Annotated in this window: 12 protein-coding genes and 2 pseudogenes; 7 read left to right on the top strand and 7 right to left on the bottom strand. The window is 69.9% G+C overall.

The genetic code is table 11. The features are described 5' to 3' along the window. Positions 1–107: 107 nt before the first annotated feature. Complete coding sequence (locus tag AB0L71_RS14340; RefSeq protein WP_365242247.1) at positions 108–488, bottom strand: hypothetical protein; 381 nt, start codon at positions 486–488, stop codon at positions 108–110. Between the two features lie 173 nt (positions 489–661). Between AB0L71_RS14340 and AB0L71_RS14335 the strand changes: the two genes are divergently transcribed. Both AB0L71_RS14335 and AB0L71_RS14330 read left to right on the top strand, forming a co-directional pair. Next, on the top strand, positions 662–1,681 hold the full coding sequence (locus AB0L71_RS14335; protein ID WP_365242245.1) for a MarR family transcriptional regulator: 1,020 nt from the start codon (positions 662–664) through the stop codon (positions 1,679–1,681). A gap of 2 nt (positions 1,682–1,683) precedes the next feature. Then, positions 1,684–1,893 (top strand): annotated as a pseudogene (locus AB0L71_RS14330) (UTRA domain-containing protein); the annotation flags it as partial. Positions 1,894–2,023: 130 nt separating this feature from the next. Here AB0L71_RS14330 and AB0L71_RS14325 read toward each other — a convergent pair. Then, positions 2,024–2,590, bottom strand: coding sequence for a TetR/AcrR family transcriptional regulator (locus AB0L71_RS14325; RefSeq protein ID WP_365242243.1), 567 nt, complete (start codon positions 2,588–2,590; stop codon positions 2,024–2,026). Positions 2,591–2,693: 103 nt separating this feature from the next. Between AB0L71_RS14325 and AB0L71_RS14320 the strand changes: the two genes are divergently transcribed. Continuing rightward, positions 2,694–3,560, top strand: coding sequence for a hypothetical protein (locus AB0L71_RS14320; RefSeq protein WP_365242241.1), 867 nt, complete (start codon positions 2,694–2,696; stop codon positions 3,558–3,560). A 146-nt stretch (positions 3,561–3,706) separates the two neighbouring features. On the opposite strand, the gene AB0L71_RS14315 is transcribed toward AB0L71_RS14320, so the two are convergent. Continuing rightward, entirely contained in the window at positions 3,707–4,615 is a 909-nt protein-coding gene (locus AB0L71_RS14315; RefSeq protein WP_365242239.1) for an aminoglycoside phosphotransferase family protein, read from the bottom strand. 473 nt (positions 4,616–5,088) lie between these two features. Between AB0L71_RS14315 and AB0L71_RS14310 the strand changes: the two genes are divergently transcribed. Beyond that, complete coding sequence (locus AB0L71_RS14310) at positions 5,089–5,844, top strand: HNH endonuclease family protein (RefSeq protein ID WP_365242491.1); 756 nt, start codon at positions 5,089–5,091, stop codon at positions 5,842–5,844. 311 nt (positions 5,845–6,155) lie between these two features. On the opposite strand, the gene AB0L71_RS14305 is transcribed toward AB0L71_RS14310, so the two are convergent. The 3 genes and pseudogenes from AB0L71_RS14305 to AB0L71_RS14295 form a co-directional block, all read right to left on the bottom strand. Further along, positions 6,156–7,640: an alpha/beta hydrolase gene (locus AB0L71_RS14305; protein WP_365242237.1), complete on the bottom strand. Its 1,485-nt coding sequence runs from the start codon at positions 7,638–7,640 to the stop codon at positions 6,156–6,158. Between the two features lie 390 nt (positions 7,641–8,030). Further along, positions 8,031–8,246 (bottom strand): annotated as a pseudogene (locus AB0L71_RS14300) (aminoglycoside phosphotransferase family protein); the annotation flags it as partial. Positions 8,247–8,375: 129 nt separating this feature from the next. Next, the gene (locus tag AB0L71_RS14295) at positions 8,376–9,152 is read right to left on the bottom strand and encodes a hypothetical protein (protein WP_365242235.1); all 777 of its coding nucleotides are present in this window, start codon (positions 9,150–9,152) and stop codon (positions 8,376–8,378) included. 135 nt (positions 9,153–9,287) lie between these two features. Here AB0L71_RS14295 and AB0L71_RS14290 point away from each other — a divergent pair, with 135 nt between their 5' ends. From AB0L71_RS14290 to AB0L71_RS14280, 3 genes are all read left to right on the top strand, one after another. Beyond that, positions 9,288–11,435 (top strand): N-6 DNA methylase, encoded by a 2,148-nt coding sequence (locus tag AB0L71_RS14290; protein ID WP_365242233.1) that lies wholly within the window; start codon positions 9,288–9,290, stop codon positions 11,433–11,435. Positions 11,436–11,587: 152 nt separating this feature from the next. Beyond that, positions 11,588–12,184 (top strand): hypothetical protein, encoded by a 597-nt coding sequence (locus tag AB0L71_RS14285; RefSeq protein WP_365242231.1) that lies wholly within the window; start codon positions 11,588–11,590, stop codon positions 12,182–12,184. After that, on the top strand, positions 12,181–13,713 hold the full coding sequence (locus tag AB0L71_RS14280; protein ID WP_365242229.1) for a serine/threonine-protein kinase: 1,533 nt from the start codon (positions 12,181–12,183) through the stop codon (positions 13,711–13,713). Before AB0L71_RS14285 ends, AB0L71_RS14280 begins: the two co-directional genes overlap by 4 nt. A 1,048-nt stretch (positions 13,714–14,761) precedes the next feature. Here the strand turns inward: AB0L71_RS14280 and AB0L71_RS14275 are convergent. Further along, positions 14,762–15,808 carry a MarR family transcriptional regulator gene (locus AB0L71_RS14275; RefSeq protein ID WP_365242227.1) on the bottom strand — a complete coding sequence of 349 codons (1,047 nt, stop codon included), beginning with the start codon at positions 15,806–15,808 and terminating at the stop codon, positions 14,762–14,764. Positions 15,809–16,307: the final 499 nt, after the last annotated feature.

Here is a 16,307-nt window from a genome sequence, read left to right as displayed (position 1 = left end):
GGATGTCCGACGGGGTCGAGTTCCTTCACGGGACGAAGGGGGCGGCGGACGGGTCGGAACCCCCCGGTCTCCAACCCGATGCCTCCCCCCGAGGCGCCGATCCGGCCTTACGCGGTGTCGTCCCGCCACCCGCTGCAGTAGAACGCGCTGCTGCCGTCCCAGTTGCAGACGTAGTAGGACACCACGGAGCCCTCCGCGAAGGAGAAGTCGCACGTCACCGCCGACGCGTCGTAGCCCTTGGTGTTCAGGCAGCGGCCCTTGTAGGTCCCGTTGTTGTAGATGTACGCGACCGCGCCGTAGCCATCAGAGGCGTAGTCGTGCACCACGAGCTTCTCGCCGAGCGACTTGAAGTCCGCCGCCGCCGAGCAGTCCGGGTTGCACAGACTGCTGCTCGCGGTCGCGGCCGGCGCGGCCATGAAGGACGTTGCCGCGGCCAGCACGCCCGCGGCGCCGAGCACGGCAAGAGAGTGTCTTCCCCGCATCTTCATCTACAGCTCCCTCTTCTGATCATTCTGTGGAAGGGCGGGCGCCGGGACGTCCGGCGCTGCGTGACCACTCTCCAGCCCTCCGAGGGCGCTCCTCGACGTGATTCGGTCTGGTCCGAACAACGGCATTCCAGAAGTATCTGGCGAGGCAACGTCGTCCAGCGTTCGGAGGAACCGTGGTCTGCCGGATTCACTTCACGGTGGAGGACCTGGCGCGCACACGAGTGGCGGAGTCCCCCTCACCACTGCTGGAACTGGGAGCCGCTGTGCGCACCCTGCAACAACGCAACCACCCCGTGCGTTTCGGGGCCTGGAGACGCCGCGCGCTTGCCGGGCTCCGTCCCACGGATCGGATGGTCATCGATCTGGTTCCAGCCGGCGGCTGGGCACCCACGTTTCTGACCTCTTCCGGTGCGGGCAGTCCGAAGGAGTTGCTGGAGCAGGCGCGTGCCACACCCCGGTCCCACATCCGCAAGGATCTGGCCCATGTGGCGGAGTGGCAGCCCCTGCCGTCGTGGGCGCACCACCTGGCGGACGATCCGGACCTGCTGCGGCAGCTCTACGACAGCCTGGACCACGTCTGCGCCGTGCTGTTGTCTCCCCATTGGACCCACATCACCGACGAAGCGGCAGCCGACCGGGGGATACGGATGAGGCAGGCGCTCACCGGCGGCATGGGACGCCTGATGGCTTCGCTTCACCCACGGCGTATCCGCTGGAATCCGCCCGTCCTGGAGGTCGCCATGCTGTCCGGCCTCGACGGCGATGTACACCTCGAGGGACGTGGGCTGCTGCTCGTCCCCTCGGTCTTCGGCGCCGAAACGCCCACCATCGACCTGGACGCCGAGCCACAGCCAGTCCTGAGGTATCCCGCCGGCCACGACCGGTCCTCCGGTGCGACGCCGCTGTTCGCCTTGTCGGCACAGCCGGCCCCGCCCGGAGCGCGGTCACCGCTGACCTCGCTCCTGGGGGAGACCCGGGCCGCCGTTCTCCACACCATCGCTGAGCATCCCGGTTGTTCCACCAAGGAACTTGCCGCCTTCACGGGCATCGCACCTTCCAGCGCCAGCGAACACGCAACCACACTGCGCACGGCCGGACTTGTCGACACCGTCCGGCACCGCAACACCGCACTCCACAACGCCACCGCACTCGGCGTCGCCCTCCTGGAGTCCCCGGCCGGGCTGGGGTCGTAGAGCTGGGATATCCGCCCAGGGGCAGCGTGGACCGGGTGTCCGCGCGCATCGCCACCCAGGATCAGTACCGGTATCTCCGGCTCCCCGGCGACCTGCCCGTACTGCGCACCTTGCGTGTCGTCCACAGCGATCACGACCGGCCCATCGAGGCGACACTGATGGTCAAGGCGGGCCATCTGTACGAGGTGCAGTACACGTTCGTTCCCGAGTGAGCGCGACTTCGCACGTTCCTTCGGGGACTGTCGCGTGACCGGCGCCGCGTACCAGTTCCGGCATCGCGAATTCAGGATTGGCTCGTGCGTCGGCCCGTTCCGTCCCGGCCGGTTCTCCCGTGCCGCAGGCTCACCCTCGGGGAAACAGCAGGGTCGCGAGTGACCTGAACACCTCCTCGGGGTCCTCCGCCCCCACCGGGCCGGCCAGGTTGCCGCTGAGCAGCAGGGTGGCGAAGCCGTGGGCCAGGGACCAGGCGGCCACGCCCGCAAGCCGGGTGTCGTTGCCGCGCCCGGTGGCGGGGAGGCCGGTGACGCCCGCGCGCAGTTCCGCCGCGGCCCGGTCCTTCGCGGCAAGCAGGTCGGGGTCGTCGGTGCGGTAGAGGTCCGGCTGGAACATCACCTGGAAGTGCGCCGGGTGGTCGGCGGCGAACCGCACGTACCGCACGCCGCGCTCCCTCAGGTCCGGGGCGTCGGCCAGGGCGTCGGCGAACCGTTCGTACCCTTCTGTCGCAATGGCGGTGAGCAGGCCGGTGCGGTCCTTGAAGTGGTGGGCGGGGGCCGCGTGGGACACACCGGCCCGACGCGCCAGGTCGCGCAGGCTCAACGCGCCCGGCCCTTCGGTGCGGATGACGTCGACCGCGGCGGTGAGAACGGCCTGCCGAAGGTCGCCGTGGTGGTAGGAGCGTTCGCGGGGCATGGCAGCAGACTACGTGGAATCTAGTCATTGACAAGTTCGAGGAAACGGGCCCACCCTGGAAATCTAGTCAGTGACAAGATGGCTCGGCGCGGAGGTTGGAGACATGTCCGAAGAGCTGGACCGGGTACGGCAGATGTGGCACCTGCTGGAGCCCCTGCACGCTGTTCTGTACTACGCGCCGGAGTCCTTCGAGGAGGCCGCCGCGCTCGGTTACCGCACCGATGAGCGCTGGCCGAGCTACTTCGCCTGGCGCGCCGCACCGCTCGGAGAGGCGGGCGCCGACGAGGTGATCGGCGCTTTCCACAGCTTCAGTCCGGCGATGGTGCGTGCCCATGTGCCGGCCGCGTGGTCCGTCGCGTCCGCTGACGCGGTGCTCGCGGCCCGGACGCGAGCAATCGACCGCACCTACCGGGCGTTGCTGGGGGAGCGGGTCGCCGGTCCGGAGCTCGCCGAGGCCGCCGGTCTCGTGTGCCGTGCAGCCGGTGCCGCCGACACGGCCGGCCGCCCGCTCGCCGGGGCCAACGCCGCCCTGCCCTGGCCGGACGCACCGCACCTGGCGCTCTGGCAGGCGGCCACGATCCTGCGTGAACACCGCGGGGACGGGCACATTGCCGCGCTCACCGGGGCCGGGCTCGATCCGGTCGAGTCGCTGGTCTCCTTCGCCGCCATCGGTGCGGCGCGGCCGGAGGTGTTCGCGAGCCGGGGGTGGGGTGACGAGGAGTGGTGCACGGGCCGGCAACGGCTGGTGGTGCGCGGCTTGTTGGCGGAGGACGGTACGGCGACCGCGGCGGGCCGCGCATTGCGCGCCGAAGTCGAGCGGCGCACGGACGAGGCGGCCGCCGCCCCGTGGCGGGCGCTCGGCGCGGGGGAGCGGGAGCGGCTGGTCGAGCTGCTGGGGCCGTTGTGGGTGGCGGCGATCGGTTCCGGTCTGCTGCCGTCCGAGACGGCGCTGGGCATCGGCAAGGTGTGAGGTGCGGCCGACCGGGAGGAGGGTCGCATTCCGAAACGGTTCGGGTCGTGAACGCCCGCCTTCGGTCCGGATCTGCATTCTTCAGACGGCTCCTCGGCCCGCTGCCCGGAATTCCTGCGCGCGGCACTCGCTCCAGCGGCGATCATTCATGCATAGCGGCTGAAGAGGGATTCGATGTATCCCTCCAGCCTCTGCATCAGGACGCTGGCTGTCAGGTCGACGCGGCCCAGTTCACGCCAGGGGTCGGCGACCTTCTCCACATCGGGAGCAAAACCCAACGCATCCAGCAGCCGCCAGTAGAGATGGGTGGCGCCCTCTTCGGCCAACGTTCCTCCCGCAGCGACGTAGTGATCGGCGAAGCGCATGCCTGCGGGAATCCCGTGCAGCAGGGCGAGGTTCGTCGAGCAATGCGCCACGTCCAAGTCGGCAGGTCCCCAGGAGGTTTCCACCCAGTCGACGACACCACTGATCCGGAGATCACGGTCGGTTCCCGTGAAGAGGACATTGCCGGGATGGAAGTCTCGGTGCAGGAAACAACCCTGATAGGCCGGGGGCTCCCGGCGGATGACGTCGACAGCCCGCTGCCAGAGCTCGGGCCGCTCGGTGGCCGCAGGTGGAGTTACTTGCTCGGGAGAGGCCCAGGCCTCGTAGATGCGAGGCCGTTGTTGTGCGGTCACCGGCAGTCGATGGATACGCACCAGCTGCCGCGCCAGCAGTTCGGCGCGGTCATCAGCACCCTGAGGGGCAAGGCGCACGGACCCCGGCAGCAGGGACATCAGCAAGGAAGGGTGATCGCAGTACTGCGCCGTCGCGTCCACTGCCGTGAGCGTGGCCGCGGGCACGTCCGTGTCACCGAGCAGGCGCAGGACAGTCGCCTCACGGGTCAGCAGGCCCTCTGCGTGCCGGACGTGGAAAGGGTTGACGAAGGACCGCAGGACGAGTGAGCGCCGACCAGCCGGGCCGCAGAGGTCCAGGCGGCGCATCTCCGACGTCAAGCCGCCGTGCAGCCGCACAACCTTTTCGATGCGCTCCGCCTCGGGCAGCACGTTCTCCACCCAGGAACGCGTGGCACCCCAGTCCTGACCGTCAAGGCTTGTGCTGATGTCCTCGGTCCTCTCCCTTGAATCCGTGGAGGAAGGCTATCCGGCTCCGGGTGACCGCCACCGTGAACTGAATTCACCAACAGTGCCGACGCGTTGGCAAGGCGAGGCATTTTCACGTGAGGGGGCGACGATGTCGCACCCGATGAATCATTCATCTATGTAACATACGGCCATGCGTGTTACGGACGGTAGTCGATATGCTCTGAAGCGTACGCATGCACCCTCCCGGCACGTCCAGTGGTGCGCCCGTGGCCACCGGTGCTCATGCGCGCGCAGGGACCGCGAAGCGTGTGATTCCGGCCGCACCGTGATGGGTGCGCAGTCATGAAGGCCCGTCGGCGGGGAACGCTTCCGTAGGATTCCCGGGTTCGACTTTTTCCCCGTCAGGACGGCTCCGAGTGATATCTCCCCGCGCGTACCGAGTGATGCTGCCCGCCATCGGCATGGTGGCAGTGCTGGCCCTGTCCGGCTGCGACCCCGAGCAGGTGACCTCCGGGGCCGGACAGAACGGCAGCGGGGCGGAGGGCGGCGGGCAGGCCGTCACCGGCTTCGGAGCCAGTCCGCTCGACAACGCCGACGGCACGAAGCCGGGGCTCGCCCCGCTCACCTCCGAGGCGGACAAGGCGGCCGGTCGGAAGATCATCGAGAAGGTGGCGACGAAGGGGCGGGGCCCGAAGACCGGGTACGAGCGCGACAAGTTCGGGTACGCCTGGAAGGACTCGGTCGACGGGATACCGCTCGCACGGAACGGCTGCGACACCCGTAACGACTTGCTCGCCAGGGACGGCAAGGACGTGACGTTCCGGTCCGGTTCGAAGTGTGTGGTCGTATCGATGACCCTCCAGGATCCCTACACCGGAACGACCATCGACTGGCGCAAGCAGAAGGCCACCACGGTCCAGATCGACCATGTCATGCCGCTCTCGTACGACTGGCAGATGGGTGCCTCCCGCTGGAACGAGGCCAAGCGGCAGCAGATCGCCAACGATCCGCTCAACCTCATCCCGGTGGACGGTCCGGCCAACAACGCCAAGCGGGACTCCGGGCCCGCGTCCTGGCTGCCGCCGTACAAGCCGATCCGGTGCGCGTATGCGGTGCGGTTCGCGCAGGTGTCGCTGAAGTACGAACTCCCCGTGACCACAGCGGACAAGCAGGTCATGCTGGCGCAGTGCGGGGCGTGAGCCGCCGGGCGGGCACTGCGTACTGGGCGTGATCCCCGGGCCGAGGTGTTCTGGCACCGTCCGGAAGCGCCAGTAGACGGTCGGCCAGGCCTGAACTCGCCCGGCATCTCATGCCGCTGCGGGCCTGTCCTGAACCGTTGGATCACCCCCCTCTAGCTGATCCGGCAGCTGCTCGGGGCACGTGCCGTACTCGCCTATCGGCAGGGACGGGCCCACCAACGTCCCCTGTCCGTAGGTGAGTTGAGTTGCCGGCGCGTCACGATCGACTTCCGGCCGGATCCGCCCTCCAGACGGATCCGGCCGGCGAACTATCAGGACGGCACGGCGGGGCAGCTGGTGCCCCGTGGTGGGACTGTCAGGTCGGTGAGATAGCTGTCCACCGCGCCCTCCATGCACGGGCCGCTGGTGACGCTGCCGTGGCCGTGGCCCTCATAGGTGAGGAGCACGCCGCTGCGGCCGAGCTGCCGGGCCACCGAGACCGCCCACGGGTAGCCGGTGGCGGGGTCGTGCAGCGCGTTGGACACCAAGATCGGCGGGGCGCCGTGTGCGTCCAGGCGGTGCTGCGGGTTGGCGGTCGGCGCGCCCAGACACGCCGCTGCCATGTGTATCGGGAGCAGGTAAGGCAGGTCGGGTGCGGCTGTGTTCATCATGGTGACGAGCGAGGCGTACTCTCGGTAGTCACGCACTGACAGGTGCCAGTCCGAGCAGAAGACCGGCGTGGCCGGAGGCAGCGGTGCCATCGATGTGGGCGACGCGGGCAGAGGCTTGCTCGCGTCCATCCCAGCGATCGCCGTGGCCAGGCCCGCGTAGTCGGCCTGGTAGAACTTCCGGAACGCGATCTTGTTGACCAGGTCCGAAGACGACTGCGAGGTGCCTGGCTTCGCCGGGTCCTCCAGCTCGCCGCGCTCGGCCCGGGCCAACAGGCCCTGCCAGACGGCGTGGATGTCGCGACCGTGCAGCGCGCAGTCCGCGGCACCGTCGCACCACTGCACGAACTCCTGGAATGAGTCCTGCGCCGAGGCCGCCTCGGACTGCAGGAAGTCACGGGTGGTCGGGACGCTGTGGTCCATGACGCTCTCCAGCACCATCGCGCGCACGCGGCGCGGGTAGGTCTCGGCGTACTGCGCGCCGAGCAGTGTGCCGTACGAGCTGCCGTGGAAGGTCAGTTTCTGCTCGCCGAGGGCGGCCCGGAGGGCGTCCAGGTCCCGGACCGTCTGGGCGGTGTCAAGGTGGTCGAACACCGGGCCGGTATGGGCCCGGCAGTCGGCACTGAGCCGCCTGTTGTACGCCATCGTGGCGTTGAAGTCCGCCTGGCTCCTCAGCTCCGGTGACGGCCGCTCGGCAAGCAAATCACCGGAGCAGGTCACCGGGTTGCTGCCCCCCACGCCGCGCGGGTCGAAGCTGACGATGTCGAACCTGCGGCGGACCTCGGGGCTGAACCGGCCGATACGGCCCACCACCATCTCCACACCCGAGTCGCCCGGCCCGCCGGGGCCGAACACCATCGCGCCGACGCGTGCACCGGGGTCGGTGGCCTTGCGGCGGGCCACAGCCAGGTCGAGTCTTGGCCCCTCCGGGTGGGCCCAGTCGACCGGCAACGAAAGAGTGGCGCACTCGGCTCCCGGCTTCTCCGGGTCGTCACACGGTGCCCACTGCAGGGCTCCCGTGGCAGATGGCGACGCGTGGACCGCGGGAGCGGCGGCGAGGCCGGTGATGACGGCCATGGCGGCTCCCACGACCGTGGCCGTGCTCCGCGCGGCGATGCGCCGCAGTGCGGATCTGCCCCTTAACGGCATGGATCCTCCTCATGAAGAGAGCGGTTGTGTCAGGCGTGCGGACCCGGCCGGGGCGCCATCGTCACGTTAGGTGCACCGTCGCCCACGTGGCGCCCCTATCAGGGGCTTTTCCGGGTCGTATGCGGGGACCGGTCAGGGGCGACAGGGGCGCAGAGCGAAAAACGGTCAGGGTCGGGTCAGGGGAGGGCTCCGTCGCACTCTCGGTCGGCCCACCAGCCACGACGCCGACCGCCCGTGGGGGGTCTGCGACTGGCCGCCCGTGGGACTTTCCATGGATCGCTGCCACTTGAGGGGCAACAGCTCTCTTGCTTGTTGTCCCGGTCTACGCTGCTGACCTGGCTAGATGCTCTCGTCCATGGAGAGTTGGAGCCACAACACACTGGCGTGCATACCCTTGGGATCGACGGCAAGCCATGGCTCGCGGTCGGCGCACATGATGTAGCGGGCGTGCAGGTCGCCGTGGACGAGGGTGTCGGGCTGGATGCGGCCCAGTTCGCGGATGGTCGCCACGGTTGCGTCCAGCACATGGCGTGACAGGGTGTGCGGCAGCTCCGCGGCGCCGGTGCGGAGCTGTTCCTCCCAGGTGTCGGCCTGGTCCTGCAGTCGGGCACCCTACGTGCCGTTCGTCGGCCGGGCACCCCGCCGAGAACGGCTCCAGGTCTGCTGCGGCGGTCGGCGGGGCGGGTGTTGCGCCGGGAAAGTGTGGTCCCCGCTTCCGGGTGCCGATCAGCCGGTCTACTCGTCCGGGTCGATGATGTCCTTGGCGGCGGGCTTCTTCACCACGACGGGCTTGTCGAACTCGGAGAGCGTCATCGTCATCGGGTCCTCGGTGCCCTTGGCATCGACCTTGAGGATGTACGGCTCCCCCTCGGTGGCCACCAGGATGGTGTAGGTGCCCTCGCTGTCCTTCTCGGTGAGGCGCAGTGCGGGCCGGCCGTCGACGGTGCTCTCGCCGCTCTTCTTGGCCGCGTTGTCGTTGGCCTCGAATTCCTCCAACAGCGCGTTCAGGTCGCAGAGTTCGAGCATGTCCTTGTTGTCGGGGTCCGAGGCCTTCGACTTCATCCAACGGCCCGCGAGCGCGTCCACCGCCGCGTCGATGTCCGCGGCGGGCTCGCCCTTGGACTGTTCGCGGAGCATCGCCTCGTCGAACTTCGTGTAGACGGTGTCGCCGGTCCTGCGGATCTCCATGCTGCCGGCCGGGCCGATGGCCATCGTTCCGGTGCAGTCGCCGGAGGTGTTGGTGCTGAGACGGGCGGAGATCCGGTCGCCGTCCGACGTCATGTCGACGGCGATCTTGAGGGACTTGACCTTCTTCGTGGCCTTGATGGCCTTGTTGGCGACCTCGGAGCCCGACAGGCCCGCGAAGGGTCCGGTGGCCTTCGGGGAGGAGGGGGACGTGTCGGTGCCGCAGGCGGCCAGGCCCAGCACGGTGAGGGCGCAGAAGGTGTTGACGGCGGTACGGGCGAGAAGGCGCATGGCAGACAGCTCCAGGAGCTCATGAGGTGACGACACGTCAATAACAGCAGAGCTTGTGAACCGAGTCAACAAGGAACTTTCTTGATGGGTCGGATCACGCTGTGAACCGAACTTTCTCATGATGGATCGGTATGCTCGCCCGCACAGCGCGACGGACCAGGGAGACAGCCAGTGCTGGAGAACTCGACAGAGGTGACCGCGGCCGGGATCGCCCGGCTCGCGGGCGTGGGCCGGGCCGCCGTCAGCAACTGGCGCCGCCGTCACGCCGACTTCCCCAAGCCCGTCGGCGGCACCGAGACGAGCCCGTCCTTCGCGCTGTCCGAGATCGAACGATGGCTGCGCGAACAGGGCAAACTCGCCGAGGTCCCGCTCCGCGAACGGGTCTGGCAGCAGCTCGCCGGACACCCGGTCGGCGCGGTAGCCGCCCTGGTTCACACCGGCAGCGCCCTGCTGCTCCTGCGGGACCGCCCCGCCGCCTGGAGGGAACTCGCCGCCGTCCCGGACGAGGCGATGGCCGGTGTGCTGTCCCTCGCCCTCGACGAGGTGCTCGCCGCCCGCTTCGGGCCCGCCGCGGAAGCAGGACGCGCCGTGCGCACCCCGGTTCGCGCGGAACTGCTGCCGTCCGTACCGCTGCTCCGCGCCGCCGCCGAACTCGCCGTCGAGACCGGGGCCCGGCAGACCTTCGAGTTCCTGCTCGGGCGCCAACTGGACGCCAACCCGCGCCAGTACACCCTCACCCCGCCCGGACTCGCCGAACTGATGGCCGCCCTGGCGGAGACCGGAACACCCGAGGCCCGCACGGTCCTCGACCCCGCCGCGGGCACCGGCGCCCTGCTGTGCGCCGTCGACGGCCCGGCCGCCCGGTACGCGCAGGAGTCCAGCCCCGACTTTGCCGCGCTCACCGCACTCCGGCTCGCCCTGCACACCGACGCGGACAGCGACCGCGGCCTCGCGGTACGGACCGGCGACACCCTGCGCGCGGACGCCTTTCCGCAGCTCGCCGCCGACGCGGTGCTCTGCCACCCCCCGTTCAACGAACGCAACTGGGGCCACGACGAACTCGCCTACGACCCGCGCTGGGAGTACGGCCTGCCGGCCCGCACCGAGTCCGAACTCGCCTGGGTCCAGCACGCCTTGGCTCGTCTGCGCGAGGGCGGAACCGCCGTGCTCCTGATGCCACCGGCCGCCGCGTCCCGCCGTTCCGGCCGCCGTATCCGGGCCGATCTGCTGCGCCGCGGCGCCCTGCGCGCCGTCATCGCGCTCCCGGCCGGCGCCGCGCCTCCGTACGGCATCCCGCTCCATCTCTGGGTGCTGCGCAAGCCGGGCAGCGGCCTGCACCCCTCACCGGAACTCCTGCTCGTCGACACCGCGGAACCGTCGGAGACCCCCTCGGCAGGTCCGGCATCCACCGCTCCGTCCGGCGGACGTGACCGGCTCGACTGGCCGACGGTACGAAGGGCCGTGCTCGACGCCTGGCAGTCGTTCGAGGGCGTGGGTCAGGACAGGGGTGCGGGCCAGGACAGGGACACGGGCGTGGACGGGGGCAGGGGTGCTGCGGGCAGCGGCAGGCCCGGCCGTGCCGTCCCGGTCATCGAACTCCTCGACGACGACGTGGATCTGGCGCCCGCCCGCCACCTGCCGCCCCCGGCCGCCACGAGCGGACCGGCCGAACTGATCCGGGTACGGGAACGGCTCACGGAAACACTTGGCCTCACCGGCACCCTCACCCCGCCGGCCGTGATCCCCTCCGACCCCGCGCACTGGCCGCTCACCACCGTCGGTGAACTCGCCCGCGCCGGCGCCCTCCAGCTCCGCACCGGCGGCTCCGGCACCGGACCGGTCCCCGTCCTCACGGAACACGACGTCCTCGGCGCGACCGCCCCCTCGGGAAGCCTCCCGGTCGACGGGCCTCCCGAGGAACCGGTCCTCGTCGAACGGGGCGATGTCGTCGTCCCCGTGCTCGGCGGCGGCTCCGTCGTACGCGTCATCGACGACGCCACCGCGGGTGCCGCGCTGGGCCGCAACCTCCAGCTGCTGCGCCCCGATCCGACCGCCCTCGACCCCTGGTTCCTCGCCGGCTTCCTGCGCGGCACGGCCAACAACCGCCAGGCCAGCAGCTACGCCTCCACCGCCACCCGGCTCGACGCCCGCCGCCTCCAACTGCCCCGGCTGCCCCTGGCGGAGCAGCAGAGGTTCGGGGAGCGGTTCCGTGCCCTGGCCCGGTTCGAGGAAGCGCTGCGGCTGGCCGGCCGGCTCGGCGGACAGCTGGTCCAGGGGATGTACGACGGACTGACGGACGGCACGGTCGCGCCGAAGTAAGCCGGACCGCGGCCGCGCCGAAGCGAGCCGCATCGAGCCGAACTGCGGTCGCTCCGTACCACCGGGGCCGATCGTCGGTGCCGCCCCTTACGCTCGGGAGTGCGCGCACGCGGTGTGCGCGGACGTTCACGATCCGATCTCCAGGAGCAGCCATGCACGCCCCGGGCCATCCGCCGACGCCACCGCGCCGGGTTCCCGGTCGGGCCTGGACCGTCTCGATGCGCGTGCTGTTCTGCGCGCTCTCGGTGTGCTCGTTCGGGCTGCTGCTGTGGCTTCCGCTGCTGCGCCTCGCGATCGTGCGACGCCGGGCGGCCGACTGGTGGCTGACCGGGGCCGCGTTCGTTCTCGTCTGCGTACTTTTTCTGGTCATCGGCAGGGACGGCAGCGACGAACCGACCGGCATCGACGACATCCTCATACCGGTGCTGCTGCTGGTGATGGTGGCCGCTCCCACGTACTACCTGGTCGCGGACATCCGCCACCACGAACAGCTCAGGAAGCAGAATCTCCCGGGCGCATACGCGAGCCCCCCGGCGCCGGAATCCGGGTACGGATACGCGCCCCCGGCCCCGATGCACGGGCCGGGCACCGCCCCCACCCCCGCTCCCGCCCCGGTGTCCGCCCCCGTACCCGCTCCCGCCGCCCCACCCGTACCGCCGGCACCACCGCATCGGTCCCCGCGCATCGACCAGGTCCGCGCCGAACTCGACGAGCTGAGCGACTACCTCCGGAAGGAAGAGGGCCGGTGAACGGCCGACTCGTCGGCGGGCGGTACCAACTGGCGACCGTCCTCGGCCAGGGCGGCATGGGCCAGGTCTGGACGGCCTACGACCAGCGCCTGGACCGCCGGGTCGCGGTGAAGCTGCTGCGCCCCGACCGGGTCACCGGCCCCGGCGGCAGCGAGTCGGCGGACGAACTGCGCCGCCGCTTCGCCCGCGAGTGCCGGGTGACCGCCCAGGTCGACCACCCGGGTCTGGTGACCGTCCACGACGCGGGCAGCGACGGCGACGACCTGTACCTCGTCATGCAGTACGTCGAGGGCTCCGACCTCGCCGACCACCTCGCCGAGCACGACCCGTACCCCTGGCCGTGGGCCGTCGCGGTTGCCGCCCAGCTCTGCGCCGTCCTGAGCGCCGTGCACGCGGTCCCGATCGTCCACCGCGACCTCAAGCCCCGCAACGTCATGGTGCGCCCGGACGGCACCATCACCGTCCTGGACCTGGGCGTCGCCTCCGTCCTGGACACCGACACCACCCGGCTCACCCACACCGGCTCACCGATCGGCTCCCCGGCCTACATGGCCCCCGAACAGGCGATGGGCGGCGCCGTCGGCCCGTACACCGATCTGTACGCCCTCGGTGTGCTCCTCCACGAACTCCTCAGCGGCGACGTGCCGTTCGCGGGATCGACCGCCGTCGGTGTGCTGCACCGCCATCTCCACGAGCCGCCGATTCCCGTCCGCCGCGTCCGGCCCGACATCCCCGAACCGCTCGAAGCGCTGGTTCTGAGACTGCTGGCCAAGGACCCCCAGCACCGGCCGTCCGGCCCCCAGGAGGTGTACGAACACCTCGCCCCGCTGCTCCCCACCCGGGGCACCGGACTGCCGACCGGGCCGCACGACCCCACCCGCCCCTTCCTGCGCCCGCACGCCCCCTGGCCCGACCGCACCACCCCCGCGCCCCCGGCCCCGCCCGCCCCGGCGGCCGCTCGGCCCGATGTCGCCGCCGCCGTCGACGACGTCAAGAAGCTGCTCGGTGAGGGCCGCATCACCCAGGCCGTGGACATCCTCGGCTCCCTCCTCCCGGTCGCGGCCGAACAGCACGGCGAGGACTCCGCCGTGGTCCGCATCCTGCGCAAGCAGTACGCGGCGACGCTGATGGACGACGGCCAGTACCGCCGCGCGCTGCCCGAACTGCGCCGCCTCGCCGACGACCGCACGGCGGTGGCCGGACCGGCCGACGCCGAGACCCTCCGGTTCCGCTACGACGCGGCCCAGTGCCTGGAACAGCTCGGCGAACCGGCCGCCGCGCTCGCGGAGTACCGGGCGCTCCTCCCGCACTACGAGAACCACCTCGCCACGGGCAACGACCCGGCCCGCGCCTTCGAGATCCGCAACCGCATCGGACACCTGCTGCTCGCGATCGGCGACCACGCGGCGGCTCGGGTGGAGTTGCGGAGACTGCTGTACGACACGGAACGCGCATACGGGCCGCACCATCCGCTGCCGGTGGAGCTGGGCCGCCTCCTCGACCGTCAGGCGCAGGCGCACGGCGGGTGACGCCAGGGGGCGGCCGTTTACATATTCTTTGATCTTCAGAAGATGGAGAAAGTCGAGTGACTCCCAGTGTAATTTACATGCTTCCGCACCTTTTGGGGGCGGCCGTTATCCTTGCGACCGAATTCCATGACCGGTTCTCCAGGAGCCGTGGGGTGGAGGTCGAAAAACGGGGATACGTCAAGACGTGGACGGCGCCAATAGCTGCCGCGGCGAGCGGTGCCGTCATTGGCTCGGCAGTCGAATTTATGATGAGTGGCGATTCTCGTCTTATTCTGATTGGCTACAATGTCAGTTGGTCGCTTTTTGTCACCATGGCATTCGTGAGACTCGCGAGGAGGGGGCCAGGCCTTCCAGCGTGCGCGGGAGTCTTCGCGGTAATCGCCGCCCTTTCCTTCCTGTCGACGAAAGGGTTGATGTGAGCAGCTGAGCGCAGGCTGGCCCGAGAGGTTGCGTAACCAGTGGTCTCGCCACCTGGATCGGCGCGTCGGGCATGTATCGTCACGCACGAAATGCCTGCCGCCATGGCAGGCGTTTCGGTGCGAACCTTGAATCGCTGCTCGGAAATGCCATGAGACCTCGCCATCACGGTTACCGAAAATGGGGAGGGCACTGGTGGCCAACAGGCGAAGAAAAGCAGTCCGAGAATCCCTGATTCCCGGGGCGCCTCCCGTCGACGGCTGCGCGGGCTGTGTCGAACTGGCCAACGAATGTGACCGGCCCCCGTGGCTGGCGATATGACCACCGTCGGCGACTGCAACGTCTGCATGCGACGCCACCCCGAGGGGCCCATCGAGCCCCCGCACCGCCTACCGGCACATCGCACACGCCATCCGTCATGTTCCCGAAGAGGACATCGCCCACGAGGCGTTCGGCGCCGCTGGCGACTGCGGGGCCGAATCCGGACTCCATGACGAGCGGGGTGCCGCACAGGACCGGGCACTCCGCTACAGCGGACGCACGGGCCACGACCTCTTCAGACGCGTCTTCATTGACCATGGATACGTTCCGTCCCCATGCGCACTCGACCCCGAGTAGGCGATCGAGCATTTCAAGGGGCTTTCATCAGGTCCCGGAGGCTGCCGACGAGCGCGTGGATGTCACGTTCGGTGAACGGGCCGGCGGGGGCGGTCGGGAGGTGGCCCGGGTCGGGTGTGCGGCAGGTGCGGCAGAGGCCGTCAGGGAGGGCTTGGGGCGGGCCGGGGGTGCCGCATTCGGTGCATTCGGCCATCACGCGGCGGGCGGGAGTGCCCGTGCTGGCCGGTGTCGGGGTGGTGGGCAGGCAGGGCGGCATCTTGTCGTAGAGGCGACGGCGCAGGAAGCCGATGGGGGAGTCGACGTGGGTGGGTAGGCCGGCGGTGAGGGCGTGGGTGAGGTAGGTGGCGTCGACGCCTCTGGTGAACCACTGGGTGGCCAGGGGCTCCAGGGTGGTGCAGTCGGCGGCGGAGAGGGCCAGGCGCGGTTCGGTTCGGCCCAGTTGGGCCAGGGCGAGGTAGGCGGGGGAGGGGTGCTGCGGGGCCGGTTCGGGCGCCCGCTGCTGCGGTACGGCGGCTACGGCAGGGGCCGTAGGAGTGGCAGGTACGGCGGGTACGGCTGGGGTAGCGGCAACGGGAGCAGCCGGGGTCGGCTCGGCTGCGGGCTCCGCCACCGCCTCCGCAGCGAGGGCCGGGGCCTGCGCTTCTGTTCCGGCCCGGTGGTTCTCGGCGTCCAGGAAGGTGCTCCACCACTCGTTGTCGTGGGCGGTGCGGGACCAGTAGGTGCGGGTGACCCAGCGGACCTTGCCCGGGCTCTCGACCTGGCACTGGACCTGCCGCAGATGACCGGCCACGCCCAGTGCGCGCAGGGCGCTGCCGACGGCCATCTGTCCGTACGGGGGGAGGTCTCTGGCCAGTGACTTGATGTCCATGGCCGAACCGTCGGGCAAGTGATCCAGGTATCCGGCGATGTAGCGCTCACGCTCCGGCAGCAGCATGAAGTCATCGGCGCGCGGCGGCTGTTGATGCGGCACGGATCGCTTGCCGTAGCCGGGATTGGCCTTTGCGTACGGGCGGGAGGGTGCGGGGGTGCGTAGGGCAGAGCTAAAGTTCTGGGCAGCCACGGGATCGCCTTCGGTTCGATCTTGGGGTGAGGCCCCGGCCGGTGCGTACAACACCGTGTCGGGGTCGTTTCTTTGGGCACCGTAAGCAGCCGCGACAGCGCGCCGCAAGCTGGTCCGGATTAGTCGTACTTGCTGTGCGTGACGGGTCGGGGAGGTGGGGAGGGTGTTACCAAACCCCTTGTTTTCCCTACCGGTTGACCAACAGCGCTCGAATCCCGGAGCCCGGATCTCGGCGCTCGGATCTCGGAGCTCAAGTGCCAGGACTGGGGCCCTCCTCATACACACGAAAGAGTGAGCGGTCCGGTCTCGGAGCTCGGATCTCGGAGCCCGGGACTCGAGTTCCGGCGACGGCGACGGCGAGGGCGAGGGTAATGGGCATGCCAAATTTCTGTCATGGCTGTACAGAAACCCCCAGTCACGGGCGATCCGCCTGCCACGGCGTGAGATCGTGATCTGCCGCCGGGGCGGCTGACGACTTCGCCTGCCCCGTCGGCCTCAC

Source organism: Streptomyces sp. NPDC052052, from assembly GCF_040680455.1.
Taxonomy (GTDB): Bacteria; Actinomycetota; Actinomycetes; order Streptomycetales; family Streptomycetaceae; genus Streptomyces.
This window is presented reverse-complemented; position numbering and strand designations above follow the sequence as displayed.